Here is a 23,628-nt window from a genome sequence, read left to right as displayed (position 1 = left end):
AGATGATGATGATTGAAGAGAGATTTGATGCGATCGTGGTGGGAGCCGGTATGGCCGGCAACGCGGCGGCATTGACCATGGCTAAACGCGGCATGAAGGTGCTGCAGCTCGAGCGGGGCGAATATCCCGGATCGAAGAATGTGCAGGGCGCCATCCTCTACGCCGACATGATGGAAAAGCTGGTCCCCGAGTTTCGAGAGGAGGCGCCGCTCGAACGTCACTTGATCGAGCAGCGCTTCTGGATGATGGACGATCGCTCCCATGTCGGCATGCATTACCGCTCGGAGGACTTCAACGAGGAACGGCCGAACCGCTACACGATTATACGCGCCCAGTTTGACAAATGGTTCTCCTCCAAGGTGCGGGAGGCTGGCGCGACCGTGCTGTGCGAGACGACCGTCACCGAGCTTGCACGGGACCAGCGTGAAAGGATCGTCGGTGTTCGTACAGATCGCCGAGACGGCGAAATACACGCCGATGTCGTCGTGCTGGCCGAAGGGGTCAATGGCCTGCTCGGGACGCGCGCGGGGCTGCGCGCGCGCCCGACACCCGATAATGTTGCGCTCGCGGTGAAGGAGATGCACTTCTTGCCTCGCGAGACTATCGAGGAACGCTTCAATCTCAAGGGCGATGAAGGCGTCGTGATTGAGGCTGCCGGTACCATTTCCCGCGGCATGACCGGAATGGGTTTCATCTATGCCAACAAAGAGTGCATTTCGCTCGGCATAGGTTGTCTCGTCGCCGACTTCCAGCGCACGGGCCAGACGCCCTACGGCCTGCTCGATCGATTCAAGAGGCATCCCTCTGTGGTGCCCCTGATAGCAGGGTCCGAAGTCAAGGAATATTCGGCCCATCTCATTCCTGAAGGCGGTTATAAGTCGATCCCGCAGCTTTATGGGGAGGGGTGGGTGGTCGTGGGCGATGCAGCCCAACTCAACAATGCCGTTCATCGTGAGGGCTCCAATCTAGCGATGACTTCCGGCCGCATCGCCGCCGAAGCGATAGGTCTGGTGAAATCGCGCGGCGAGCCAATGAGTGCAACAAATCTGTCGATCTACAAGAAGATGCTGGACGATTCCTTCGTCGTCAAAGATCTAAAGAAGTACAAGGATTTGCCGCCCCTGATGCATACTCACTCACAAAACTTCTTTCTCACCTATCCGCAGCTCATCTCCAAGGCGATGCAAGACTTTGTGCGCGTCGATGGTACGCCGAAGGCTGAGAAGGAGAAGGCGACCCTGAAATCCTTTGTCAAGGCGCGGTCATGGACAGGTCTGTTCGGCGATGCTTGTCGTTTCGCCCGGGCCTGGCGCTGATCGCAACAGTGTGTGAAGTCCAACAATGGAAGGTCAAAGCATGAATGTCGAACCCCCAGTGCGCGTCGAAGATAAGCTGTATTACAACCGCTATCTTGTTGACGTCGGTTACCCTCACGTCAAGGTCCGGGCGCACACGACGCCATCGCCGCAGCTACTTGCACTTTTGAAAGCCTGCCCCGCGCGGTGCTACGAGCTCAACGATGACGGCCAGGTCGAGATAACAGTTGACGGCTGCATCGAGTGCGGTACCTGCCGCGTGATCGCCGAGCCCACCGGCGACATCCAATGGAGCCATCCGCGCGGCGGATATGGAGTGCTGTTCAAGTTTGGGTGATGGTGGAACGAAGGGCCATGGTGCGACCGAGTTAGGCGACCGGATCTCACCGTACCTGTAGCGTATTCCGCGTCACATGCACGGCGCCTGGGATTCGAGCAAGACACTCTTCATGGGGGCGCCAGGCAAGACATGACTTGCCGATGTCCGGCTCTTTCGGGAGCCACGAAGGACTGGTTGTGGCGTCACCGAGTGGCGTCACAACGCGGTCGATCGGATGGCAGAGGAAAGATCAGCCCCTCGCCTGAGAGGGGTTGGGCCCAGCGGCCTCGATTGCGATCGCCACTGACTGCATGATCGCGGCAAAGCGCACGGCGGTCTGGATCGCTTCGGAATTGACGCCCGCGACTCTCAGTGTCTTCTCATGGGCATCGATGCAGGCACCGCAGCCGTTTATGGCGGAGACCGCAAGCGACCACAGCTCGAAATCGGACTTGTCCACGCCGGGATTGCCGATCACGTTCATACGAAGCCGTGGAGGCATCATCTTGTATTCCGGGTTGGAAACGAGGTGAGCGAAGCGGTAGTAGACGTTGTTCATCGCCATCACGGAGGCAGCGGCTTTCGCTGCGGCGATCGCCACAGACGTCATCACGGCGGACGCAGCCGCTTCGATCGCGGCAATCAGGGCTGCATTGCGGGTGGCAATCGCGCTCGCCAGCAGCAGCCCGTATTTTCGTTGCGGCGAAAGCGTTTCATCGGCCACCAACGAGGTCAAGTTAAGCCTGACGTCCTTCGCGAAATCGGGAATCCTGTCGCTTATTTGTTCGATCGACAACATGCCTCAAGCAACCTTCAATGTTTCGCCGCCGATTTCGCGGTTGCAGGGACAGAGCTCGTCGGTTTGCAGCGCGTCCAGAACGCGGAGCGTGTCCTTAGGGCTGCGCCCGACACTGAGGTTGGTCGCATAGACGTGCTGGATCGTGTTTTGGGGGTCAACAATAAAGGTGTAACGATAGGCAACCCCTTCGGGTGAACGCACCCCAAGACCATCGACGAGCGTTCCCTTTGTGTCGGCAAACTGCCATATGGGTAGATTGTGCAGATCGACGTGTGAGCGCCGCCAAGCAAGCTTGCAGAACTCGTTGTCAGTCGAACCACCCAGTACAACTGCGTCGCGGTCGGCGAAATCCTTGGAAAGCCGGGCAAACTCGGCGATCTCTGTCGGGCAGACGAAGGTAAAATCCTTCGGGTAGAAGAAGATGATCTTCCATTTTTCTGGAAAGCTCGCTTCGGTCAGCGTCTCGAATGCACTCTGTCCTCGTTCCTCCTGCGCTTGGAAACCGGGCTTCACTCCTGTGATTTCGAACGGCGGCAACTGACTTCCAATTCCGAGCATGCTGTCCTCACAAATTTGCTTTCTGTAGAAGGTGACTTCACTGTTGAAGCAAGCTATATGCCATCCGTTCTCAGGAGTGGATACCAGCGGCCTTGATACAGGCAAGCCCGCGCGCTTAGAGCGTCGATCAGCGAAAAATCTGTCGCCAAGCGATTCCTTGGCAGAACTCATGAAAACAGTCTTGCTTTGCGCGACCACCTGAGATGTTCGCTTGCAAGCGTCTGGTCAGAGCCCGTTCTGCGTCCCTCAGGGCAAACTGCCTCATCTCGCCATTAACGTGCCAAATGACTGTGGGCCTGCCGAGATTTAATGGAAATACTGAACCTGACGAAGCGCGACATCTGGCGCAAACAAGAGTGGCTGTATCGCCGCGACAACAGATTGCGCTAGTAAGGCCAGATGCTCGCCGTTGCCAAGTATGGTGCGAGTAATCATGGGCTGCGGCTCCTCGCATTGAGGCGCTTGAAGCGGCGGTAGATCACCAGGCTCGAGGGTTTGCCGAATCCTGAAACGCTTGAAAGCCAACCAGGCTCGCCGTCGGCGGCGATTGGGGCTTGGACTCTACGTAGCGTCAGGTTGTACAGTCCGGATCATGCATGCGGCGATCACTCTGAGCTTCATGGTCAAATGAGAGACCTCAATGTCTCAAGATCTTAGGTGCATTGGGTATGTGGCTGTGCACGCTTGACGCGGTTTGTCGCGGATGTGAGGGCATTGGCGTGAAGAATCGAATGCGAAGCAGAACGTTGCGTTGCAAGTATCAAATCCCGGTAGCTCTTCCAACGGCGATGGATTAGCCCAATTTCGATCCCGATGTGCCTCATTCGACCTTGCCCGGGAGAGTGCGCGAACGCCGTTGCTCTTCGGGATGAAGCAAGTTGGCCTTCGTTTCTCTTGGACTGTTTCAGTTTTAGCGATGCCGCTCAGGGGCGGGCGATCTGCTGCAGCAGGAAAGGTTGGGCAAGTGTGTGTAATGCGCGAGCTCGGTGCGATGTGGGTCTCTTTTGTTCAGGCATCCATCTCGTCGGCCGGCGTTTTTGCGCTGGAGGCTCTGTGGACAGCGCACCGGCGTGTGGCTCTGGGCGGCTATGGAGAGTTATGTCATCTATGGAGAATGGTATTGAACGGGCCGAGGCGGATGCGCTCCGCGCATTCCATCGCATTGACGATGATCGGAATGGGAATGATACAGCCGACTTCCTCTTCATGCCCGTGGACGAAGCCAGCGCTACGGACCTCAATCACCGCGGCTCCCGTTGGTCGCTGCTGCTGGTGGACCGCCGCGATCGCAACAATCCCGTAGCCCACCACTACGACTCCGCCAGGCGGCAATGATAGCCCTGCAGCCACGCTCGCACAACGTGTGGGGCCAACCTGCAAAACGCCTCCATACGCCAGCAGAGGAACGGCTACGATTGCGGTGTCTTTGTGCTCGACGGTGCGCGGGCGCTGGCCAGGCGGTTAGCGGGGAGACGACAGCCAGACCTGGACCTTAGCAATCTCGTAGTCGACCGGCAGGCACTGCAGAACCAACTGAGGGGTTGATGTCGGCTTGAACTGGTTAGCGCGTGCGGCTGGTTGAACTGCGACGTCTGGCCATTGAAGGCCCGCAATCGGCCGTTCGCGAGGCATCACGTGGCACAGAGCGTGGGAGCGAACGCCAGAGCTAAGGCTGTTTTCGGAGGTGGTGGAAGAGTTTGATTGGCGATGTCGGAGACGACGTGCTCGACAGTCTCACTGTCGTCATCAAGCGGTCCGTTATTGTCGTCGCCAAATAGTCGCAGCTGGGGCTGAAGGCCCCGCTGCGCGCGACGCGTTGAAATATCGCACCACCACTGCTCCAAGGATTGACGATCGCAAGGCAGCAGCGTGCCAACGCCCGCGGTGAAGGTTCGCCACTCGGCAAGGCACTTTTTCGGAACGGCTGTCAGGACTGGTACGCCTCGGATGATCGCATCAACGAATTCGGCGCGCAGGCCGCGGCCAGCGGCTTCTTGTTTGGCGAATTTGTTGATCACGAGAAGATCGATCTCGTTGCGAAGTGCCTGGGAAACGACAGCTGCGGCCTCGGCAAGCCCATTTATATCGAGATTACAGGACATAGCTCCACTGCCGAGTGGCTGAGAAATCGAGATCTCTTGTCCCGTCGCAACGTCGATTGCGAGCATGACATGCGTGCCATTTGCGCGCCTCGAGTGTCGCTGCACGATGCCGCCGATGCGTACGCCTTGCTGCTCGATATCCTGAGCGAAATCGGCCAGTAGCCGATCGACATCGTCTTTTGGACGGTAGAGAATAGCCCCCACACTATTCGGATCTATCTCATCCAGATTATCGATCACGGCGGGGTTCCTGTTGATGTGTTTCTCGTATCGGGGCATAGCTGTTGAACGCTCTCATGCTGATCGTGGCACGCGTTGCAAGCACCGCTCGGCAGCCCCGAGCGGAACGGCGCGCGCGACCTCCGCAAAAACGTCCGCTCCATTGCTGAGCCGTAGCGCATCAAAGGAGCGGCGCGTGATGCGCGCCAAAAGCGGCACGCCAGAACGGCCAGTTTCAAGAGCCAGAACCAAGGTGACCTCCGCCTCGTCGAACGGCAGAGAGGCTTTGATGCGTGCCGGAAATACATTGAGGATAGAGCTTGCACGTGGGGGCTCGCGTGCGATGCTGACATCGCTGGCTGCGATGCGCAGCCGCAGCTGCGCGCCAGGCCTAAGCGGCACTCCAGGTATCAGAAGGCGCGCCCCGTTGAGGCGGAGCGTGATCAGCCCATAGCGTCCGTCATAGCCGCTGACCAAGGTATCAAGACAGACTGCCGCTTCGCCGCGCCTGGCAAGCGCCGGATCGCTCTGAACGACATTGAGCGGCCCGGCCGCACTCACGAAGCCATCTTTCATCATGACAAGATGATCGGCAAAACGCTCGATATCAGCGATATCATGACTGATGTAGATCATCGGCAATGGGAGCTTTTCCCGCATGCGCTCGAGAAATGGCAGGATCTCGCATTTGGCGGAGCGGTCGAGCACAATGAGTGGATCGTCCAGCAGAAGTAGCCGAGGCTGGCCTAACAGCGCGCTGCCAAGGGCAAGTCGCTGTCGCTCGGCCACGGAAAGATGTGATGGGGAACGCTCGAGCAGTGGCGCCAAGGCGAGCAATTCGACCACACCATCAAAATCGATCAGTGTCGGTGTCGATTTTGACGCCTTATATAGGAGGGTGCGCCGTACAGACCAATGAGAAGGAAGAATTGATAGCTGGAATACATATGCGACGGGACGCAGATGAGGCGGTCGAAACGTCGTCTCATCCTGCCAAATCTCTCCATTGACCGCACAAAATCCGCTGGGCAGACGCTGCACTCCAGCGATGCAGCGCGCGAGTGTGGTCTTGCCGCACCCGGGCGGACCAAAAATTGCTGTGACGCCTTTGGCGGGTAGGCTGAATTGCGCATCAAGCGGGATATTTGCGAGAGGGTCGTTGAAGGCAACCTCAATATAGCCCGCTTTTGCTTCTCTCATGAACCTGCGCCTGTGCTGTATCGTCCTATCCAACTTACGAACACAATCGCTGCAATGCAGATGATGGCCATGCCTCCGACAATCCAGTCTGTGCCGCTCCAGAACGGCGTCTCTGCTCGCGTGAGGGCATAAGGTGCGGCGGCGGACTGCAGATCGGTGTTAAGACCAGAGGCTTGTTGAGTATCCCCGCGCCGCGAGGATCTTGACAATCGGACGCTGCCCAGTGCGCTTGCCAATGAGAGGCAAAGCGCCCGTCCAGCAGCGCGAGGTTCTGAGCCTGCTCCTCCGGGCGGAGGGCTTCTGCTGAATGTCCAGATGGCGCGGCTTGAGAGGTTTGGCGGTAAACATGCCGGCTCACGCCAGAGCTGAATACTGGCTCAGAGCCGGAAATTCGCGTCAAGGATCCCACAGCTTTGGTAGCCGATTTGGAGTTTGCGCCGGTAGCCATGGTCATGGCCTCTGCATTCTCGGGTGCGAGCAGCATCAAAGCCAGATCGATCAGGATGAATCGGATAAGCCTCATTGGAACTCCGGCTCCGCCGCGGCCGCTTCCTTCGCGGCAACTGGGTCATCGTTACCCAGCAATCCGCGTGCCGTTTCAAGGAATATCTCCGCCTCTAACGGCAAGGGGGCTTTGTATCGGTTTCCACCGGACGTCTTAAATCGCCGCATCTTATTGTAGGGGTTTGGACGCTCGCGTCACCAACCGCACACTGAGGATGATCCATCGCATCTTGCATTGGAGATGGTGCTTTGGCGAACACGCGGCCGTAAAACTCGTCAATGATGCACAAGTCCATGCCATCCGATTTGGCCAACCTTCCGATGTGCGCGCAGGAGAAGGTCGGCTGCCGGGCGCTTGGAAAAAAGGGCTGATCTTGAGGTGATATGCTGTGCCCTCGAGTTAGGGAAGAGCGTCTTCCTCGCAGCACCGGTTGCTGGCGCATTTCAGGGCGCGCAGGCCTTTCGTTGCAACGCGAGGTGACCCAGGATTGAGCTGCCAAAGATGGATAATTTGACAGGCCCGTAAGGAATTCTTGCGTCAGCGAGGGACGGGTTGGGGCTCGAGGCTCGCAATGTGGGTCTGCTGAATGCTCCAGCTTGGATCGCGACACCGCCTGATTTCGCTGCGGCAGCGCTATCTTCCTCGCTAATCACAACAAGCGTGTCCGCTATCGTGAAGGCCTATTTGTCTAAGGAGCGCTTTAGGGTTGCAACGGTCCGAGTGGGCAGTATCGGGTAATCGATCTTTGGCAGCTGGCCGGTGAGCGAATTCAGAAAGGCGACAATCTCGTCAGCTTCTTCATCGCTGAGCTTTGCGCCAGGCTGAACCTCACCCATCACGTCAACCGCTTGCTTAAGACTCCAAACCTGACCAGAATGGAAGTAGAGGAGACGCAATGCGACGCTGCGCAACGGCGCCGAGCGGAAAACATACTCGTCGCCAAGATCCTTGGTTGCGGCAAAACGACCCTTGTCCTCCCTCTGAAGCAAGCTTTCGGCTGGCCTTTCAATCATGCCGAACGGGAAGTAGTCCTGTCGACCGACGTTGATTCCGTTGTGGCAAGAGGAGCATCCCTTTTCGTAGCTTCAGCCCGGCTTTTTGCTGATCAGTGAGAGCATATCCGTCTCCATCGCCGATAGCCTCGGATAGAAAAACAAGGATTTGCGAAGTGTGACCTTTTCATGGGTTATAGGATTGTCCTTCATCGCTGGAACGATTGAGGGAATCGACTTGAAAATCCGCTTGGCGGCGCTCATCAAATCCTCATCGGCGCCTGCTGCTGGCGAAACCAGAATGGCTGCGGCCACAACACTTAAGCTGCGGGCCAAGGAAAGCTCGCGTACCGACAATTCCTCATGTGAAGTCTCGCTTTCTGTCCTAGTGGAATCGTGAACATAGCGCGCGTCCGCGTCCGTCCGCAGAAAGACCTGGAGCAGTCAACGACAAAATGGTGTCTTCCGAGTTCCGGCTAGGCTGAACCCACGCTTACGCGCTGCCGGTGTTAGTAGCAACCGGCATGACAGGGCGGCTCAAGGCAGAAGCTGCCGAGCTGGTTTGAAGCAATTGCGCACCGTGAACCGCAGCAGGCGGTTTGAGGCTGTCGAATCGACGGTACGTGACGGTTGCCGCAATCACCATCCAGCTACGGTATCCTGGCCTGTCGGTCCAAACCTCTGTGCTTCTCGGAAACCCATCGTACCGATCTCTTTGACTCTGCACGTCAAGGCCTGATTCGGACGCGGACAAAGCGAGCTGCGTCGACGCAGCTTGTCGCCGATCGTCTCGATGCGTGCCCTTTTCGCCTTCAAACTCTACACTAGGCCAAGCGTCATCCACCAACACCGGTGACCTTCCTACCCGGGGCAGCCGGTCAGGCCTGCAGTTGTCGGGAGTTCGTCTTACTGCCCTACTGGGTATGCCCGTCTCAGAACGTATTCACACATGCCGGACGCTCAAAGTGCTTGAATCGACCGTAGCGTCAGGTTGTAGGCATTGCGTAGCTGAACACCATATTGGGAGCCAGTCGCCACACAAGCGCTAAACGGCCAATCTCCGTTGTATCTCGCTCTTCGCAATGAGCGTGTTGCGGGAAGATGATTCGAGAGGCCGTCATCATTGCGGCTACCCCGCAACAGCGACAGTGGCTCCCGAGGCGCCCATCCGGTAAACAGATTACGCTCGCGGGGCGAAGAATAATAGTGAAGGATATGCGGCTTAAGACAGGTTTGGTGAATCGAGAGCGGGGAATGAGCTGGATTTGCAATGCGCATCGCTGTACAGCCGCCCTAGCTGCGATCGTGATCGCGATCGCAGCCACGTGGTGCACAGGACACGCTCGTGCGCGGGATCGGCGGGCCGAGGAAGTCTTCACGTCGTGCAGACCAGACGTGAAGCGCTTCTGTGACCACTTTACAGGGCGTAGCGATGTGGACGTAGCCATATTTTGTCTTAGGGACAACTTCAAGAACTTGCGCGGCGAATGCCGCCGCATGATGCCAACCGCGGCGGAGAGAAACGACGGACCGAGACGACGTCTCAACAGGCTTCCGATCGTCCTCCATCGAGAGTGAAGCGTCCGAGCAGCAGTTGCAGAAATCGAGCGACAGTGAGGTGTTCAGACTGACGGCGCCGGAATTTGGCCAGCTTGGTGGCCGAAAGTCGATCGCGCTGGAAGCTGCTGAGCGCAGTTCATCTATCAGGGGGACTGAGCTCCGTGAATCGACTGGCCTCGATCACCGATCAATAGTGCGACGACGCGTGTTACGAGGTTGTAATGCGCTTGAACTTCTATTTCGTACTGCAGCAGTTGCGCTTTTTTCAGCGCTGCAGTCATTCGCCGACTTTGCGGCCGTCGTGAGATTGCCATCGGTTCACTGTAACTGATCGGAAGGACAATCTGCGTAAACTGTGGTGGTTACGGCCGGACATCTGCAGGAATCCGTGGTGCCGATCAATCTAGGGCGTGTGGTCAGCAACGAGGTATTTTCCGTCAGGTGGCTAAATCGCTATAACTGGCAAAAGATCGCCGGAATGTTAGCGTTGGACGTTTGTTCCGTCGCGGTCTTCCTCAGATTTCTCAGCTGGGACTAGCTTGGTCTCGAGTGCCGGGCTCAAGGTACAGATTGAGCTAGGAAATCTCTTTTTTTAGCCGCCCATCGGCTTCTCGAAGGAACCGCTTGATGCCATTGCGGCGTTCTCGATGGGCGCTTCAGGGGAGTCGCTTCGCCCGATCGTGGTGCTCTTGGCCGAATACACTTTAGGGCTCAAGGTCAAAGGAAACGCCGTCGACAAGAGCCGTTCAAAGGCAGAAAGCTGTTCAAGCAGACGCTTCTCGACGGCCTTGCGCTCCGTGCCAGGTAGGTCCCTTTTAAGGAATCGACGGCAGCGCCAGATTTCGTTCCGCAGCCATCTGATCTCACTCAATGTATCATCAATTGAAGTCATCACAGATATAGTTCACTTCGTCCCTGGAGCATCAATTATGGTGATCGTCATCGAGCGGCCATTCCTTGGCCCCGCATTCCTGCCGAACAACCGCATCCGAGGACTTGCGACTTCACGCCCGTCTTTCGGCGAGCAGTTCGAGGTATGCCACTCTTATCATCGATATCACCCTACACCGCGCGCGCGACGAGAATTCGAGGCAGATCCTCGCGTTTTCACGGCGTTGCGATCGTGTGCCTTGCACAATTCCTGCGCTCCACAGCATTGATTGGTGCGCGAAGAAAAACTGAGAACCGGAGCAGTTAAATTCATGTCCGACATGCACACGGCTCAAGCAGGAACTATTAACTCATAACGCATGTCCCCATGGTCGGAACTAGCAAGGGCTTGACGGCTTTGTTGCCTGTTGAGTCGCTGGGCGCGACCTGACTTGGGCCACAGCTCGCGAGTCGGACCGTAGCGATGTCGAGCTCTAGCGGCGTAAAGCGGCGGCGGCTTCTTGCGAACGCCTCCTCTCTGATGCTGGTCAGTCCCGCGGTGGTACCCGGCATTCGCAATAAATAATTTATGGGCGAGGTGGACCACATCAACAACATGAGAAAGCCATGGGGACGATTGTTCTAGGAAGGCGAGCCAGCCTGGCTGCGATCCCCGGCACGCGCCATCCAATGAAAGAGACGCACGCGCCGGGATTGGGATCTTGGCAATCTGAGGCAAATGTCGGCTAGACGCAGTGTCCAGCCAAATGAGTTCCATGGACAATCTTGCTATCGACATCCGCTGTGCACAGTCCGCCTCAGAAGACCAATTTGATAGCTTGAATCTAACGCTGCGACAGGTTGTAGGCTTGCTGATGCGTAAAAGATAAAGGCCCGCTTGGCAGGCGTTGATGGCGCATCGCAAGTGGAGACCGATGGGGACGGCGTGCCAGGGAGCCATTTGCATCGTCTGCACGGGACGTCGGGCTAAGGTACACCGACCAGTTGGAGTCGCGAGATGGCCTGGATGGTGGAACGATACAGGCAGCAGAATATGGCTGACCCAGCCGTAATCGCGTTTTTAGCGGTCCCGCGAAAGCACGCTGGGTGAACAGCCCGCACTCGCAAGCAAATACTCCAACGGAATAGACTATTCATATCCGGCCAGAGGCGATGACCGGCAGCACTGATGGCCGCACAGAGCGCTGCGGTGAAAGCTCGGAAGGTCGTTATGTCCATTCAAACCAGTCTCACGGGGGCGCTAGGCAAAATCGATCGCGCCAGCGACATCGTTGCATTCTCAATAGTGCGACAAGAAACTGCGCAACGTCGACCATTCGAACAGAAAATCAGAAGGACAAGATCTTGATCCAGGCGGAGAATGACGTCGTCGAGCACATGCTCTCGTCATTGACGACCAGCTTGTTGCAGAACCGTATCGCGCCCTCTGACGAGCAGGTGATGCATCATTTTGGGCTATCCTGCGAGAGAGCGGGACTGATCGCGACGGAGGAGATGGCAATACGGATATTGAAACGTGTTTCACGCGAGATCAACGAGGCGCAGTCGATGCTCGAGTTCATTGATCGCGGCGCGGATCGACTAAATTGAGCTCGGCATACAGAAATTCTTAGCACCAGTGCAGATGCAGCTGTTCGATCATTCAGTCGAACGCGTACGGGTCGAGTGCGGCCTCATCAGCGCTTGCCTGTCGAGATCTGCGACGGTGAGCCGAGGGAGGAGGGCCGGTCTTTGTGCCCGATGTCAATGGCTGGGAACTCGTCATCGGAGAAATTGAGCGAGCCCGTGTTGTTAACATCGGATGCGCGCCGCGTCTCGCAGAAGGCCGAGCGGCATTAGGCGCGATGGGCTGCAAGCTTTTTAGCTCAGCTATTTTGCATAAGCGTTTGAACGCAGGGGGAAGTGGAGCCGTCTCCGCAAGCGACAGCAAAGTTGCCAGCCTAAGCGTCCCGCTGCCAGGGTGCCCGCACCCGGCACCAGTCGGCCCAGCTCGAAGTAATTCATCTGCGTAGCGCTGAGCCTAAGGTTGTGTAGTTGATGGGAGCCGTCCAGTTTCGTCGCTCCGCGGTCTGTCAGCTTATCGACAGCTGGCTCTCGTATCATGAACATCGCTACTCGCTGGCAGAGCCGGCTCAAAGGGCTAGATCTGGCAGGGGACACCGAGATAGACTCCAATATCAACTGATCCACGAGCGAGACTTCGCCTGGGTTCGCTGCCCCGTCTGAAGTTACTCGACAGCACTCGCAACAGCGTATTCGCGCCAACGGTGCGTGACGGCCCCGCTGTGTGATCGCACCTCATTGCAGATAGCCGGTGGAGCGTTCTCCATGGCCGGTTACCAGTTCTACGATGCGCCGCCCCGGCGCGCTTGCTTCATTTTGCTACCGAAGAGACGACATCGATGAATGCAGAACGGCTTGGCGCTGGTACTCCTTCCGCAACGTTCGATTCGGAAAGCTCCGAACCGGGCTCTCCGGCCGCATCGCAGTGGGGAGAGGCCTTAACGGACGTTCAGGCGTCCGCTGCCGAGGCGGCTGCCTCGCAGGACGAGATGTTGACGGAGTGGTCTGCCGAAAACGGGCAGGGGGAACATGAGGATCGGCAACAGGCGGTAACGAGGGCTTGGCGGGGCGCGGACGATCTCAATGAGCCGTTAGATCTGTCGTCTCTGTCCCTGACCGCGTTGTCGGCGTCCATTCCGGCCGGGTTGCGCCGCCTGAATGTCGACGATAATCAGCTTAACAGCTTGCCCGAGACCCTTCCGGCGAGCCTCCAACGGCTCTATGCCAGCAATAATCGGCTGACCAGCCTACCCGAGCTTCCACCTGGGCTGCGGCGGCTCTATGCCATCAGCAATGGGCTGACGCGGCTGCCCGCAGAGCTGCCGCCGGGATTGCGGCGGCTGAATGTCGACAACAATCAGCTGACCAGCTTGCCCGAACGCCTTCCAGCAACGCTTCAGGAGTTGGACGTCAGCGGCAACCGCCTCACCCACCTGCCCGGGCTTCCAGCCGGGCTCCAGCGTCTGAACGTCGACTACAATCAGCTGACGGACCTGCCCGAGCCTCTTCCGGCCGAGCTCGAATGGCTCAGCGCCAGCCACAACTGGCTGACCAGCCTGCCTGAGACGGTCCCGCCCGAGCTGCTGTGGCTCGGCGCCAGCAACAACCAGCTGACCAGCGTGCCCGAGACCCTGCTGACGCAGCTAAGTCGTGACTCGAGTGTTGATCTGGAGAATAATCCGCTCGCCGATTGGGTGCAGGCCGGCCTTGCAACAGCGATGCATGCCGGAAACTATGCCGGCCCGCAGGTTTTCTTCTCGACGGCGGATGGAGCCGTGGAAGTTCAGCCGCGCTCCCTGCAAGAGGTTGCCGCGGACTGGCTCGAGGACGAGCCCATGGCAATGGCCACTTGGCAGCACTTCGGCCATGAAGCGGGGGCCGCGGACTATGCACGCTTCCTCGACAGGCTCCGTGGCACCGTGAACTATGGCAACGAGGCGTTCCGCCAGGCGGTCGCCGAAGATTTGCGGCAGGCAGCCGTCAGGCCGCGTTTGCGCGAGCAATATTTCGAGTTGGCTTCGGAAGCGAACGCGAGCTGCGAGGATCGCGTTACTTTGGCCTGGAACGGCATGCAGACCGCACGCCTGAACGCCGATGTCGAGGACGGCGTCTATGACGGGCGACTGGGCGAACTGCTCCAGCACGGCCGCGTCATGTTTCGCTTGGAAGCGCTAGACGAAATCGCGCGCGAGAGGGTCAACTCGCTTCGTCGTGCCGATCCCGACGCGGACGTCGATGAAATCGAGGTCTACCTTGCCTACCAGACCCAGCTGCGCGACCCGCTCGAGCTGCGGCACATCGCTCCCGCCATGCGCTTCATGAACGTCTCTCACGTGACCGAGGACGATGTGGCCAGCGCTGGGGCATCGGTGCGGAATCAGGAAGCGGCGGAATTTGCCGATTATCTGGCAACGCGCTGGCAACCGTGGGAAAGCGTGACGAGGCGCATCGCGCCCGACGATTATGCTGCCATGCAGGAGCGGCTCGTCGACGCTATGGGCGAAGAGTTTCAAACCCGTCTGAGTCTCCAACTGGCCGAGGAAGGTCTGACAGGCAATGCCGATGCCGAGCGGGTGCTCGGCGCCCAGATCCGAAACGAGATCGCCCGCGAGATCAAAAGCGCGGTCATGCACCAGGTGCTCGGGAAACTCGGCCTTGATCTATGAGCGTCCTCTGATGGAAGGGCCTGTCGATCCGCCTAGCCGCTCACAGGTGAAGACAGTCATCGATCCTTTCGAGGACGGGCGTGTCTGCATGAGCTATTCGGCGAATGAGCTGCCGTCACTGCCGGTCGCGTGATCGGTGCGGACGTCACGGTAAAGATGGGCAATCCACTGCAGATTCGTACACCGCAATTCATGGGCTCGCGTCCCGTTGAGCACGCTATTGAAGACTGCTCATAGCCGGACGAATAGCTGGCAAGCAGATCGGAATCTCAAGTAGCCCTTGTGGAACGTAGGCTGTCGATATCCGTGCCCCGAGATCGATAGGCCTTTCGCAGCATCACACTCGAATCCAGATCGCGAAACATGCTGTAGTTCCGTCGGATCCATTGATGCAGCTCGGTGGACCAGTCCTTCTCGTTGCGCAGATATCCAGTGAAGGAAAAGCTAAGCCGGTCTATATATCTCTTGAGGAACAGAGGAAGCGCGGGAATCCGAAGCACCCGCTCGCCATCCATCGCTTCAGGTAATTCGCCACGCAGCACGAATTCATTGTGGACGGTGACCAGCGACGCCGGTGGAATTCGCCGCTGCAGCATTTCATAACCGCGAAACGAGATGCGGTCAGCGCCCGCGACGAAGAGGATGATAGGGGCGACATAGCAGCGCGCCGTCTCCTTCATGAAGCCGATCTCATCGCACATCTTAAAGAATTCGTCGAAGGCGTGAAAGCCGAGATCGATTACCTTGGGTACCCGATCGTGGATGACAAGGGGGTCCATCAGCTGCATCTTGCCGTAGGTGTCGATCACATCCGCGGTCTCCGTGATATTGGGGAGGTAGTCGAGCAATGACGGCTCTTTCAAGTTGACATCAAACGACAGCGCTGTGCCGTTTTTCAGCAACAAGAACTCGCTCATGGCCCGAGCGATGAGAGTTTTACCGACCTGCGGGCTAGGAGAGCAGATGATGTAGATGGGGGTCGCTAACATAGCCAGCAGATCAATTTTGTTTCGTACGTGGGCCCGACCTGAGCTCGCCGAATAAGCGAACTACTTCTCGCCGGCCCGGGTTGCGGACTTGGCGCCGGCCAATTCCGTCAAGTTGATGCGATCAAACTCGCTCCAGACGTTTGCCAGCCAGTGCCGTACATAGCCGCGCAGCACGAAAGAGTTGTTCGCTGGTTCATCGTTCCGCCCCTTGTTTGCGACGAAGTCTATGAATGGGACGGATGCGACTTCCACCTGCTCATAAGCCATCTCGTTAAGCTTCGGTATCACCAACTCAGTCGCATGTTTGATGCGGTGAAAATAGGAATTATAGGTCGCTTGATCCCACTGGAAGAATTGAGTGTCGTTGATGAAGTTCTTGACCAGATAGTACTTTGCGCCGCTCATGAAGGTCGCGGTTTCCGCGATCTCGTCTAGCGAAGCGATGGATGATCCCAGGATATGAAACACGGCAAACGTGATCTGGCCAGACCGCGCCGAGTCCAGAAATCCGATGTCGCGCAAGGAAGCCAACGCAGAGGACAGTAATCCTGCGCGAGCATCGATCACAGTGACGGACAGCCCTGAGTTCAGGGTATCGAAGATCTTCATCTGGTCAGCCGTCGTCGTCATGTCGACGATCTCGGTGATCTCGGGATAAAAGCGCTTCAGCGTTCCCCGCGGCGACTCCGTGTCGAATGCGCGTATTTGCACGTTGTTGACGCTGAAGTAGTCCAGTAGCGTTCGTGATACGGTCGTCTTGCCGACTCCTCCCTTGTCCGCGCCGACCACAATTACAACTGGCTTCACCATGGAAATCTCCTGAGATACTCGCTATTGCCGCGCGCAAAGTGCGCAACCGGCGCGTCTCTGCTTTGGGTGCGAACATGGCAGAAAGAAGGGGCAATGAACCTTCGATGCGAGAGCTCTGCAACTGATGAACGTTTTCAACATCAAGCAAGTGACGTCGTTGGATCGCAACGACGATGCAGGCTGAGAATGGGGAGTAAATCACTTGTGCTCGTGATCTACGTGAGGATTGTGGGCAACTGGAAATGCACCACCAAGAATCAACTGTCTGTCTGTGGTGGTCGTTGCGGTTGCCAAAGGTTATCCATCGCTGCCGCTATCTAGATTGCATGAAGCGACCGAATCTTACGTAGCGTCAGACTGCGAGCTCGGTGGAAGCGCAATGAAGGCGGTGCTACGCGGCTCGGCTGTGGCTTGGCAGATCAAAGGTGTGCTGGATCAAATCGTCTTTTCGGCAGATAGCGAAGTGGCTCGTCAATTACCGAGGGATGCCCCCCGAACGACGAGCTCTCACTCGGCTGAAGAATATCGAGATATGCGGGCGCTGAAGCGGGCTGGTGACGCAAATAGCAAGCATGCATCTGCTCGCGCCGAGGCGAGGTTAACGTGTCATGGAGAACAAGATCGAAGGGTGAGCGGGGGCGCGGCCGACGGCTCAACATCGGTGGCGAAGCGATATCGAGGACGCTCCTTCAAAAGAAGCCGGCGTCGAGCGACCGGAACCGGTGATCTTTGTCTTGGCGCAGATTTCGGCGATGACGCTGCGTGGTGCGGGTTCAGAAGAACCTTTAGGGAATGAACGATGGGCTGGCGCATGTGCGCTCTCGCTCAGCGGATGAGTGACGCTGAGATCTATCGTCGAGGTGCTTTCATCTCATCCAGCAAACTCAAGACTTTGAGATATCAACCACTGGCGGCTTGGAAATGAGCGAGTACGGCGGGATTGCCATCGAAGATTGACCCGGAGGAAGAATTCGATGGCGCCGAATTCTTAGTAGAGACTATGTCCTTTGAACGTTTGACTATCAGTTCAGTACGAGCCATTGTTCGTGGGTCGTCTCATTCATCCGTCGCGGATACACTTGGCGTGTGGTTGGATTACTGATCCTGGTTATACATGTCGGTTTCATTGTACGAACGATGTCGCTTCGCAGGGAATTTAAGTCTTGAGCCTCCACGGCGGCTGACAATCGGCTAGCTGTCGGTAAGCTGACAGACAGGCACCGAGAAACGGCGATCCGCTCTTGTTCGTTGACTACCTCTAACGGTACGGTGCGTGCCGGCCATCCGCTTGCAGTTGCGGGTCGGGATTGCCGTTCTGCCTCGTCCCTTCAAGGGCGAGCGACAGCTTGAGATTGTTGCTCAACATCGGATTTTCTGGGTCAGTTGCCAGGGCTTGGCGGTATAGCGTTTGCGCCTCGTGATGGCGGCCCTCGTGATCGAGCACAACACCTTTGGCGTTCAGTGCGCGCACGTCGCCGGGTGCTGCAAGCAAGATGTCGTCGAGCACTTCAAGCGCCTCATCAGGTCTTTCACGCGTCAGCAGGCCCCGCGCAAGAGGAATCGCCGCATCGACATTGTCCGGTCGTTGCTTCAGCGCATCGCGCAAAGCCTTCTCGTCAGCATCGCGACCGAGGGCGTGAGAAATGCGCTCGCGCATAGCTGGATCGACCTCCTTGGCCCTAACCAGCTCTGCCGGAGACGTCGGCTGCTGTGAAAGACCCGACGTGTGCGAGTTAGCGCAACCCGCGAGCAGCACAATGGCAAGCATGGGGAGAAAGGCCGAGCACGAATGGCGACGAAAGTTACGCCAGCGCCGCAGAACATTAATCTTACATGAATTCATAAGCGATCTCACGACCCCACACCTGCTCGTCAGCCGGCCGCAGGGAGGAGGTCGCGATGCCCGCCTGTAGGAGTCTTGTCCTTGCCAGGCGCAAGTTTGACGGAGCCAATCGGCTGGACGGTGAAATCCGAGGCGAGATCCTGATACGAGAGAACAGGTAGGTCTATTCCATTGCGGGTGAGAAAGCCTCGGACGAAGCGCCGGATATCCATCGAGCCCAGGATAACTGGCTGGTTCTGACTGCGCGCGATGCTCGAATGGATCTGGCGAAATTGTGCAAGTAGCATCTCGCTTTGCCGATCCTCCAAAACGAGGTAGGGACCGACAGCGGTCTCGCGCACAGCACCTCGCACGATATCCTCGGTCTCACGCTCGACGATAAAGGCCGCCACGACACGATGGGCGTTGGCATAGCGGTGACAGATCTGCCGCTTCAGAACGGAGCGCACATATTCGGTGAGCAGTACGGCACTTTGCTCCCGTTCGCTCCATTCTGCAAGCGCCTCCAGAACCAAACGGGTGTTCCGGATCGGGATGCCCTCGTCCAGCAAGCGACGTAGCACATCCGCGATGCGAGGGATCGGTGTCGTGCGCAGCACCTCCTTCACCAGATCAGCATATTCCTGCTCCATCCGGCTAAGCAGCTGACGGGTTTCCTGAATGCCCACCAGGCGCTGTGCATAGCGTGTCAACGTCGACTGGACGCGCAAGGCGATGATTTCGCTCGGACGGTGGTGCCCTATTCCGGCAGCTTTGAGAGCGGGCGCATGGCCTTTTTCGATCCAGATCCGATTCGTGTCTGGGTCCTGCCAAAAGGGAATCCCGCTCAGTTCAATGTTCGCCACGTCGTCATTAAGTAAGAGTTGTGTCGGGTCAATGGCGCCCTCTTCCACCGGCACTCCTTCGACATCCACCCGGAATTGCGATTGGGCCAGGTGCTGTGCGCTTTGGGCGGGAATGCGTGGAATTGTGATGCCAAGATCAGCTGAAACCAGTGCCGAAACCCGTGCGACGCACTGCTCGAGTTCCCCTACGTCGATTGCCTGCATCAGGCTCGGCGCTAGCAACAGCGTAATCGGAAGTGCCTCCGCGGGCACGGTTTGCTTCTGACCTTGTGCGGAAGCGGGAGCCGAACCGGTGGGACCGGCGCCGGCCTTGAGAGCGGTCTTGCCCTCTTGCACGCCAACCTTGAGAAAGCTGGCAGCGGAGAACAGCGCGGCCAGTATGACAAAGGGCGGCAAAGGGAAGCCAGGAACGAACCCCATCACAAGCAAGACACAGGAGGCCAAGCGTAGCGCTTGTGTGCTGGCCGTAAGTTGGTTGACGATATCGGCGCCGAGATTGAGTCTGGAAGGACCGTTGACACGAGTGACAATGGTTGCGGCTGTAATTGACAGCAGCAGGGCCGGAATCTGCGAAATGAGCGCATCACCGATCGTCAGGATGGTATAATGATGCACCGCCTCCTCGAGGGACATGCCCTTGGAGAGCGATCCGATCGTGATGCCACCCAGCATGTTGATGCAGATGACTATTAATCCGGCTATGGCATCGCCCTTCACGAATTTCATAGCGCCGTCCATCGCGCCGTGCAGTTGGCTTTCTCGCTCCAACGCGCCGCGCCGGCTGCGGGCTTCGTGCTGATCGATATGGCCGTTGCGCAGCTCCGCGTCGATCGCCATCTGTTTGCCCGGCAGCGCATCGAGCGTGAAGCGCGCAGATACCTCCGCCACCCGCTCGGCGCCCTTGGCGAGAACCATGAACTGCACCATGGTCACGATCAGGAATATGACAATGCCGACGGCGATGTTGCCGGATATGACGAAATCGCCGAACGTATGAATGATGCTGCCGGCATCGCCCTCGGCGAGGATCAGTCGCGTCGTTGCAACGGTAAGAGCGAGACGAAAGACGGTGGAGATCAGGATGACGCCCGGCAGGGACGAAAAGTCGAGCGGCGTGTTGAGATACAGGGCTACCATCAACAGCAATATGGCAAACCCCAGATTGAAGCCGATCAACATATCGATCATGACGATCGGGATCGGCATGATCATCATTGCGATCGCCAGAAGAAGCATCAACGCGACCATCAAATCCGGGTGAGCCGGCGCGCGCGTGATGAGATTTCGTAGAAGGTTGGCCATGAGAAGCCTTATTGTTGTTTGATTGCAGCTGTGCTGCCCCGCAACAAAACATAGCGTTTGAAGACGGCTTGCGCTTCGATCATGCGGCCAGCGTGGCGCAGGGCGTGGCTGCGCATCAGCATCAAGGGCGGACACGAAGACGGCTCGTCATCCAGTTTGTCAAGCCTGTCCAATACCGACAGTGCTTCGTCACCGCGACGCTCCGAGATGAGAGCGTAGGCCAGGATGCGGAGCAGGCCGATGTCTTGAGACTGTTCGTGAGGGACCAACCGCAACAGAGCCAGGCTCTTGGCGCTCTGTCCGCACGCAAGGTAGACATAAGAAAGCACGCAGAGCAAATCTCGCTCCGGCCCGGAGATCAGCTCGATAGCGCCGGCTTCAGAAACGATCGGCGGCTGTGTAGATGTGAAGTGTTGCACTTTGTCTGGCACGACCATTGCTAGCCTTTGATCAAGCCGTTGTGACTCTGCCGGAGCAGGATTAAACGTTGCAGCTCCAGTTGCAGAAGGGCGGCCCCTTCACGTGGCACCAAATCCTCTGGCGCGGCTGATAGCGTATCAGCCAAACGCTCCAGAAGAAGGCCGTGTTGCTCTGGACGCAGAACATGCGAATGACGTAAGCGCGGCGTTACGAAGGAGAGCAGACTGTGCGCGAGATTAGGCTCATTAAGCCAAGCGAGTTCCGAGCTTGGCTCGATCTGACCTGGCGGGGCGCGCGCCTCGTCTAGATTGATGCGCGAAACTGCATCGATCGAACTGAGCTCGAGCGCGCTCTCGATCGTGGCGTCCACCAACAGATCCGGCACGTCACTATGACGAGAAAGTGAGGTGTGGCTCTTGGGATCATTGCCACGCGTCCGGTCAATCCCGATGGACTTGGCTCGAGAATTGACCGGCGTGATGGCAGATGCATGATGATCAACGTTTGGCTCCTGAAAAGAGGTGCCGGGCTCGACGGGATGGGGGGGCAGCCTAGTCATGGCACTTTGCTTCCTTACCTGCGGCCTGAAACGCTAATAGGGTAGAGTGGCAAGCCGGCCATCCCGGCTCAGCAGAACACGCCCTTCCTCAATCCCGTAGACGGTCCATCCATTGCTTAAGAGCGCGCCGACGAAATACTTTTGACCAGCAATGACAATATAGGGGTCGCTCCCGCGCCAAACAGCTTGGACCCCAATTGCGGGAGGCGTCTTCTCATCCTTGATAGCCACCGCATTGACGAGCGTATAAGCGCCATTGCTATTGTGATCAAACCGCTGCTGGACGTCTCGCCATGTGGCGAGCGAGGCGGGCGTAACGGTGCCATCGGCGGTGACAACGCCCGCCCCAGAGCCGACCTTGATGCCGACAAGGCCCGCTCTATCAACTTCCTCTTGCAACCGTTCGGCAGCTGCATCGGTGGCCAGAGCATCAGGAGCGCTGAGCGCCAGCTTGGGCGCAATGTCCGGAGCAGGGGACGACGGACTTGACGCCACGGTGGTGACGGTCTGGACAAATCTGGGTGAGACTGCGCCAACCGCGGCAGAGCTGATCAGGACCAAAGCAAGAAAGGCGAGCGATATATGCCGGCGGTCGATGGAGCCAGCTTGTTTGTAGTCCTCGATCGTCCAGCGAATGGACATCGCCCCTGCATGCAAAACGACAGGAAGAGGGACAACAATGGATTCGTTCGGTAAAACAGTCTCGCGCCCCTCGATCCTAACGTCCCTGGCAAGGGCCTCGATCTCAATTGAATTGGAATGGGGGGTGACACGAAGATGGTGCGGTTCGAGGCCTTGTTCGACGAAGATCAAGTCAGCATCGAGGCTGCTGCCAATCAGACACGATCCGACCCCCACTTTACTTGTCAGCCCGGAGTAACACCCCGACAACACTTCAAAATGCGGGCAATTTGGTTCATTCACGGTCGGTTTCCAGAACAGCGAACGGAACCGTACGGCAAAACCGTACGGCCCGTGCGACTTCACAGACTAAGCAGCCGGGGAAAGTGGGGCGGCGACGTCGCCCCATCTCATCCCTTACTGCACCCGCTCATCGGCCGCTTTCTTGACGGTCGAGAGCTCGGTCGAGACGACGCGAAGCTCCACATCCCTCTCAGCAGCCTTTGTGCTGGTCAAAGTCAGGGCGGCGATTTGCCGTTGGAATGCCGCCTCTCCAGCAGCTTCAGCAGCCGTGGAAGCGGCTGCAGCAGTAGCGGTGCCGGCTGCTCCACCTGCAGTCGAGGTATGAGACGCACCAACATTCTTAGTCATACTATTCTCCTGTGTGCTCGAATTTCGCCGCGACGTGCGGCTCCTATTTCCTAACGTCGCAACATGCGACGTCAGGAATCCTCCTCTGTCTCGGCCATGACATCGTCGAAATGGCTCATTGCACTATTCGCAACTTGGAGAGCAGCGGCTCCCAAAGCGGCGCTGAACGCTTGCTGCATAGCGGCTTCGTGCGAGTTGCCGCCCGGAGTGGACGCGCCGCCGTTTACGGGAATGTTTGCATCAGGCGATCGGGCATGATCGTCGCCCTCGCCAGGCTTGTGAGATCCTTTTTTGCCGCCGCTTTTGCCGCCAGCCGCATGGAGGTCAGCATCAACGTGCCCAGCGCCGCTAGAGCTCGTAACGCGCATCGGGTTCTCCTATGTCAATTCGATCGTTCCAATGGAGGCAGTTTCCGTCCTCCACTATGCAAGTATTAGCTTTCGACAAGCTGACGAGTCGTAGAAAATGCAACGAGCCGATGTCGATCATCATTATACGTCTTCACCAGCCGACCGTATTTGAACAAGTTGCCCGCGAAAGCTGGAGATCAGTGTTAAGACAAACAATCGTTTGTGGAGCTTGATCGGGTGAGCACAGTGCTCATCGTTTCGAAAGCTTCAATAGCGGAATATCAAAGCCACCACTAACAAAAACGTTTTGAGGCCGACGTGCTGCAATCTCGGGCTCACGTCCCTTGCGATGCCTCCGAGCTCTTTCGACGATTTGCTTGCAGTCAGGCGAAGCGGGCATGGAGCTTGACCTGGTCGGAGCGAGGCGGAAAGCCAGAGTGACGGCCGATTCAGCGGCTAAGAGCGGTCCCTCGGTCCTGGCGGGCCCATAGCAGATCCGTCAATCGCGACCTAGTTTCAGGGAGACCGAGCAGAAGCCCGCCACTCGA

21 protein-coding genes are annotated in these 23,628 nt (G+C 57.7%); 4 read left to right on the top strand and 17 right to left on the bottom strand.

Annotated features, from left to right (window positions below):
* Positions 1-8 precede the first annotated feature (8 nt).
* Positions 9-1,316: an FAD-dependent oxidoreductase gene (locus tag GGD62_RS30145; protein WP_183711778.1), complete on the top strand. Its 1,308-nt coding sequence runs from the start codon at positions 9-11 to the stop codon at positions 1,314-1,316.
* Positions 1,317-1,356: 40 nt separating this feature from the next.
* Positions 1,357-1,653, top strand: a complete 297-nt coding sequence (locus GGD62_RS30140; protein WP_183257919.1) for a ferredoxin family protein — start codon at positions 1,357-1,359, stop codon at positions 1,651-1,653.
* A gap of 232 nt (positions 1,654-1,885) precedes the next feature.
* Here the strand turns inward: GGD62_RS30140 and GGD62_RS30135 are convergent, their stop codons facing one another.
* From GGD62_RS30135 to GGD62_RS30105, 8 genes are all read right to left on the bottom strand, one after another.
* The gene (locus tag GGD62_RS30135; RefSeq protein WP_183711776.1) at positions 1,886-2,434 is read right to left on the bottom strand and encodes a carboxymuconolactone decarboxylase family protein; all 549 of its coding nucleotides are present in this window, start codon (positions 2,432-2,434) and stop codon (positions 1,886-1,888) included.
* A gap of 3 nt (positions 2,435-2,437) precedes the next feature.
* The gene (locus GGD62_RS30130; RefSeq protein WP_104461824.1) at positions 2,438-2,992 is read right to left on the bottom strand and encodes a peroxiredoxin; all 555 of its coding nucleotides are present in this window, start codon (positions 2,990-2,992) and stop codon (positions 2,438-2,440) included.
* Between the two features lie 1,101 nt (positions 2,993-4,093).
* A complete protein-coding gene (locus tag GGD62_RS30125) occupies positions 4,094-4,300 on the bottom strand; it encodes a hypothetical protein (protein ID WP_183711774.1) in 207 nt (68 codons plus the stop codon).
* Positions 4,301-4,623: 323 nt separating this feature from the next.
* On the bottom strand, positions 4,624-5,334 hold the full coding sequence (locus GGD62_RS30120) for a DUF2478 domain-containing protein (protein WP_312014310.1): 711 nt from the start codon (positions 5,332-5,334) through the stop codon (positions 4,624-4,626).
* A 54-nt stretch (positions 5,335-5,388) separates the two neighbouring features.
* Positions 5,389-6,513, bottom strand: coding sequence for a molybdenum ABC transporter ATP-binding protein (gene modC / locus GGD62_RS30115; RefSeq protein ID WP_183711770.1), 1,125 nt, complete (start codon positions 6,511-6,513; stop codon positions 5,389-5,391).
* Between the two features lie 1,185 nt (positions 6,514-7,698).
* A complete protein-coding gene (locus GGD62_RS41110; RefSeq protein WP_409333970.1) occupies positions 7,699-8,031 on the bottom strand; it encodes a hypothetical protein in 333 nt (110 codons plus the stop codon).
* 72 nt (positions 8,032-8,103) lie between these two features.
* Positions 8,104-8,346 carry a hypothetical protein gene (locus GGD62_RS41105; RefSeq protein ID WP_246800352.1) on the bottom strand — a complete coding sequence of 81 codons (243 nt, stop codon included), beginning with the start codon at positions 8,344-8,346 and terminating at the stop codon, positions 8,104-8,106.
* A 1,816-nt stretch (positions 8,347-10,162) separates the two neighbouring features.
* On the bottom strand, positions 10,163-10,441 hold the full coding sequence (locus tag GGD62_RS30105) for a hypothetical protein (protein WP_246800351.1): 279 nt from the start codon (positions 10,439-10,441) through the stop codon (positions 10,163-10,165).
* Between the two features lie 1,364 nt (positions 10,442-11,805).
* On the opposite strand from GGD62_RS30105, the gene GGD62_RS30100 reads away from it, so the two are divergent.
* Positions 11,806-12,051, top strand: coding sequence for a hypothetical protein (locus GGD62_RS30100; protein WP_246800350.1), 246 nt, complete (start codon positions 11,806-11,808; stop codon positions 12,049-12,051).
* A gap of 812 nt (positions 12,052-12,863) precedes the next feature.
* The gene (locus GGD62_RS30095; RefSeq protein ID WP_183711768.1) at positions 12,864-14,690 is read left to right on the top strand and encodes an NEL-type E3 ubiquitin ligase domain-containing protein; all 1,827 of its coding nucleotides are present in this window, start codon (positions 12,864-12,866) and stop codon (positions 14,688-14,690) included.
* 269 nt (positions 14,691-14,959) lie between these two features.
* Here the strand turns inward: GGD62_RS30095 and GGD62_RS30090 are convergent, their stop codons facing one another.
* The 9 genes from GGD62_RS30090 to GGD62_RS30050 all read right to left on the bottom strand — a co-directional run bounded on the left by GGD62_RS30090 (position 14,960) and on the right by GGD62_RS30050 (position 23,098).
* On the bottom strand, positions 14,960-15,679 hold the full coding sequence (locus GGD62_RS30090; protein WP_183236304.1) for a hypothetical protein: 720 nt from the start codon (positions 15,677-15,679) through the stop codon (positions 14,960-14,962).
* 60 nt (positions 15,680-15,739) lie between these two features.
* Entirely contained in the window at positions 15,740-16,489 is a 750-nt protein-coding gene (locus GGD62_RS30085) for a hypothetical protein (RefSeq protein ID WP_091956594.1), read from the bottom strand.
* Between the two features lie 1,258 nt (positions 16,490-17,747).
* Positions 17,748-18,146 (bottom strand): tetratricopeptide repeat protein, encoded by a 399-nt coding sequence (locus GGD62_RS30080; RefSeq protein WP_246800349.1) that lies wholly within the window; start codon positions 18,144-18,146, stop codon positions 17,748-17,750.
* Positions 18,147-18,361: 215 nt separating this feature from the next.
* A complete protein-coding gene (gene sctV / locus GGD62_RS30075; RefSeq protein ID WP_183711766.1) occupies positions 18,362-20,479 on the bottom strand; it encodes a type III secretion system export apparatus subunit SctV in 2,118 nt (705 codons plus the stop codon).
* Positions 20,480-20,487: 8 nt separating this feature from the next.
* Positions 20,488-20,916 (bottom strand): M48 family metallopeptidase, encoded by a 429-nt coding sequence (locus GGD62_RS30070; RefSeq protein ID WP_183257906.1) that lies wholly within the window; start codon positions 20,914-20,916, stop codon positions 20,488-20,490.
* A gap of 2 nt (positions 20,917-20,918) precedes the next feature.
* Positions 20,919-21,458, bottom strand: a complete 540-nt coding sequence (locus tag GGD62_RS30065) for a hypothetical protein (RefSeq protein ID WP_183711764.1) — start codon at positions 21,456-21,458, stop codon at positions 20,919-20,921.
* 33 nt (positions 21,459-21,491) lie between these two features.
* Complete coding sequence (locus tag GGD62_RS30060) at positions 21,492-22,382, bottom strand: hypothetical protein (RefSeq protein ID WP_183711762.1); 891 nt, start codon at positions 22,380-22,382, stop codon at positions 21,492-21,494.
* A 114-nt stretch (positions 22,383-22,496) separates the two neighbouring features.
* The gene (locus GGD62_RS30055) at positions 22,497-22,730 is read right to left on the bottom strand and encodes a nodulation protein NopA (RefSeq protein ID WP_084674877.1); all 234 of its coding nucleotides are present in this window, start codon (positions 22,728-22,730) and stop codon (positions 22,497-22,499) included.
* 71 nt (positions 22,731-22,801) lie between these two features.
* Positions 22,802-23,098, bottom strand: coding sequence for a hypothetical protein (locus GGD62_RS30050; protein WP_146101257.1), 297 nt, complete (start codon positions 23,096-23,098; stop codon positions 22,802-22,804).
* Positions 23,099-23,628 lie beyond the last annotated feature (530 nt).

The sequence above is a fragment of the Bradyrhizobium sp. ERR14 genome (assembly GCF_014198235.1).
Classification (GTDB): domain Bacteria; phylum Pseudomonadota; class Alphaproteobacteria; order Rhizobiales; family Xanthobacteraceae; genus Bradyrhizobium.
The sequence above is the reverse complement of the archived record's forward strand: the minus strand, read 5'-3'. Positions and strand labels throughout refer to the sequence as shown.

Excerpts from the sequence above, each read along its gene's own strand:
- GGD62_RS30145 (WP_183711778.1), top strand. The coding sequence starts at position 9 with ATGATTGAAGAGAGATTTGATGCGATCGTGGTGGGAGCCGGTATGGCC.
- GGD62_RS30140 (WP_183257919.1), top strand. The coding sequence starts at position 1,357 with ATGAATGTCGAACCCCCAGTGCGCGTCGAAGATAAGCTGTATTACAAC.
- GGD62_RS30135 (WP_183711776.1), bottom strand. The coding sequence starts at position 2,434 with ATGTTGTCGATCGAACAAATAAGCGACAGGATTCCCGATTTCGCGAAG.
- GGD62_RS30130 (WP_104461824.1), bottom strand. The coding sequence starts at position 2,992 with ATGCTCGGAATTGGAAGTCAGTTGCCGCCGTTCGAAATCACAGGAGTG.
- modC (WP_183711770.1), bottom strand. The coding sequence starts at position 6,513 with ATGAGAGAAGCAAAAGCGGGCTATATTGAGGTTGCCTTCAACGACCCT.
- GGD62_RS41110 (WP_409333970.1), bottom strand. The coding sequence starts at position 8,031 with ATGATTGAAAGGCCAGCCGAAAGCTTGCTTCAGAGGGAGGACAAGGGT.
- GGD62_RS30095 (WP_183711768.1), top strand. The coding sequence starts at position 12,864 with ATGAATGCAGAACGGCTTGGCGCTGGTACTCCTTCCGCAACGTTCGAT.
- GGD62_RS30090 (WP_183236304.1), bottom strand. The coding sequence starts at position 15,679 with ATGTTAGCGACCCCCATCTACATCATCTGCTCTCCTAGCCCGCAGGTC.
- GGD62_RS30085 (WP_091956594.1), bottom strand. The coding sequence starts at position 16,489 with ATGGTGAAGCCAGTTGTAATTGTGGTCGGCGCGGACAAGGGAGGAGTC.
- GGD62_RS30080 (WP_246800349.1), bottom strand. The coding sequence starts at position 18,146 with ATGCGCGAGCGCATTTCTCACGCCCTCGGTCGCGATGCTGACGAGAAG.
- sctV (WP_183711766.1), bottom strand. The coding sequence starts at position 20,479 with ATGGCCAACCTTCTACGAAATCTCATCACGCGCGCGCCGGCTCACCCG.
- GGD62_RS30070 (WP_183257906.1), bottom strand. The coding sequence starts at position 20,916 with ATGGTCGTGCCAGACAAAGTGCAACACTTCACATCTACACAGCCGCCG.
- GGD62_RS30065 (WP_183711764.1), bottom strand. The coding sequence starts at position 21,458 with ATGACTAGGCTGCCCCCCCATCCCGTCGAGCCCGGCACCTCTTTTCAG.
- GGD62_RS30055 (WP_084674877.1), bottom strand. The coding sequence starts at position 22,730 with ATGACTAAGAATGTTGGTGCGTCTCATACCTCGACTGCAGGTGGAGCA.
- GGD62_RS30050 (WP_146101257.1), bottom strand. The coding sequence starts at position 23,098 with ATGCGCGTTACGAGCTCTAGCGGCGCTGGGCACGTTGATGCTGACCTC.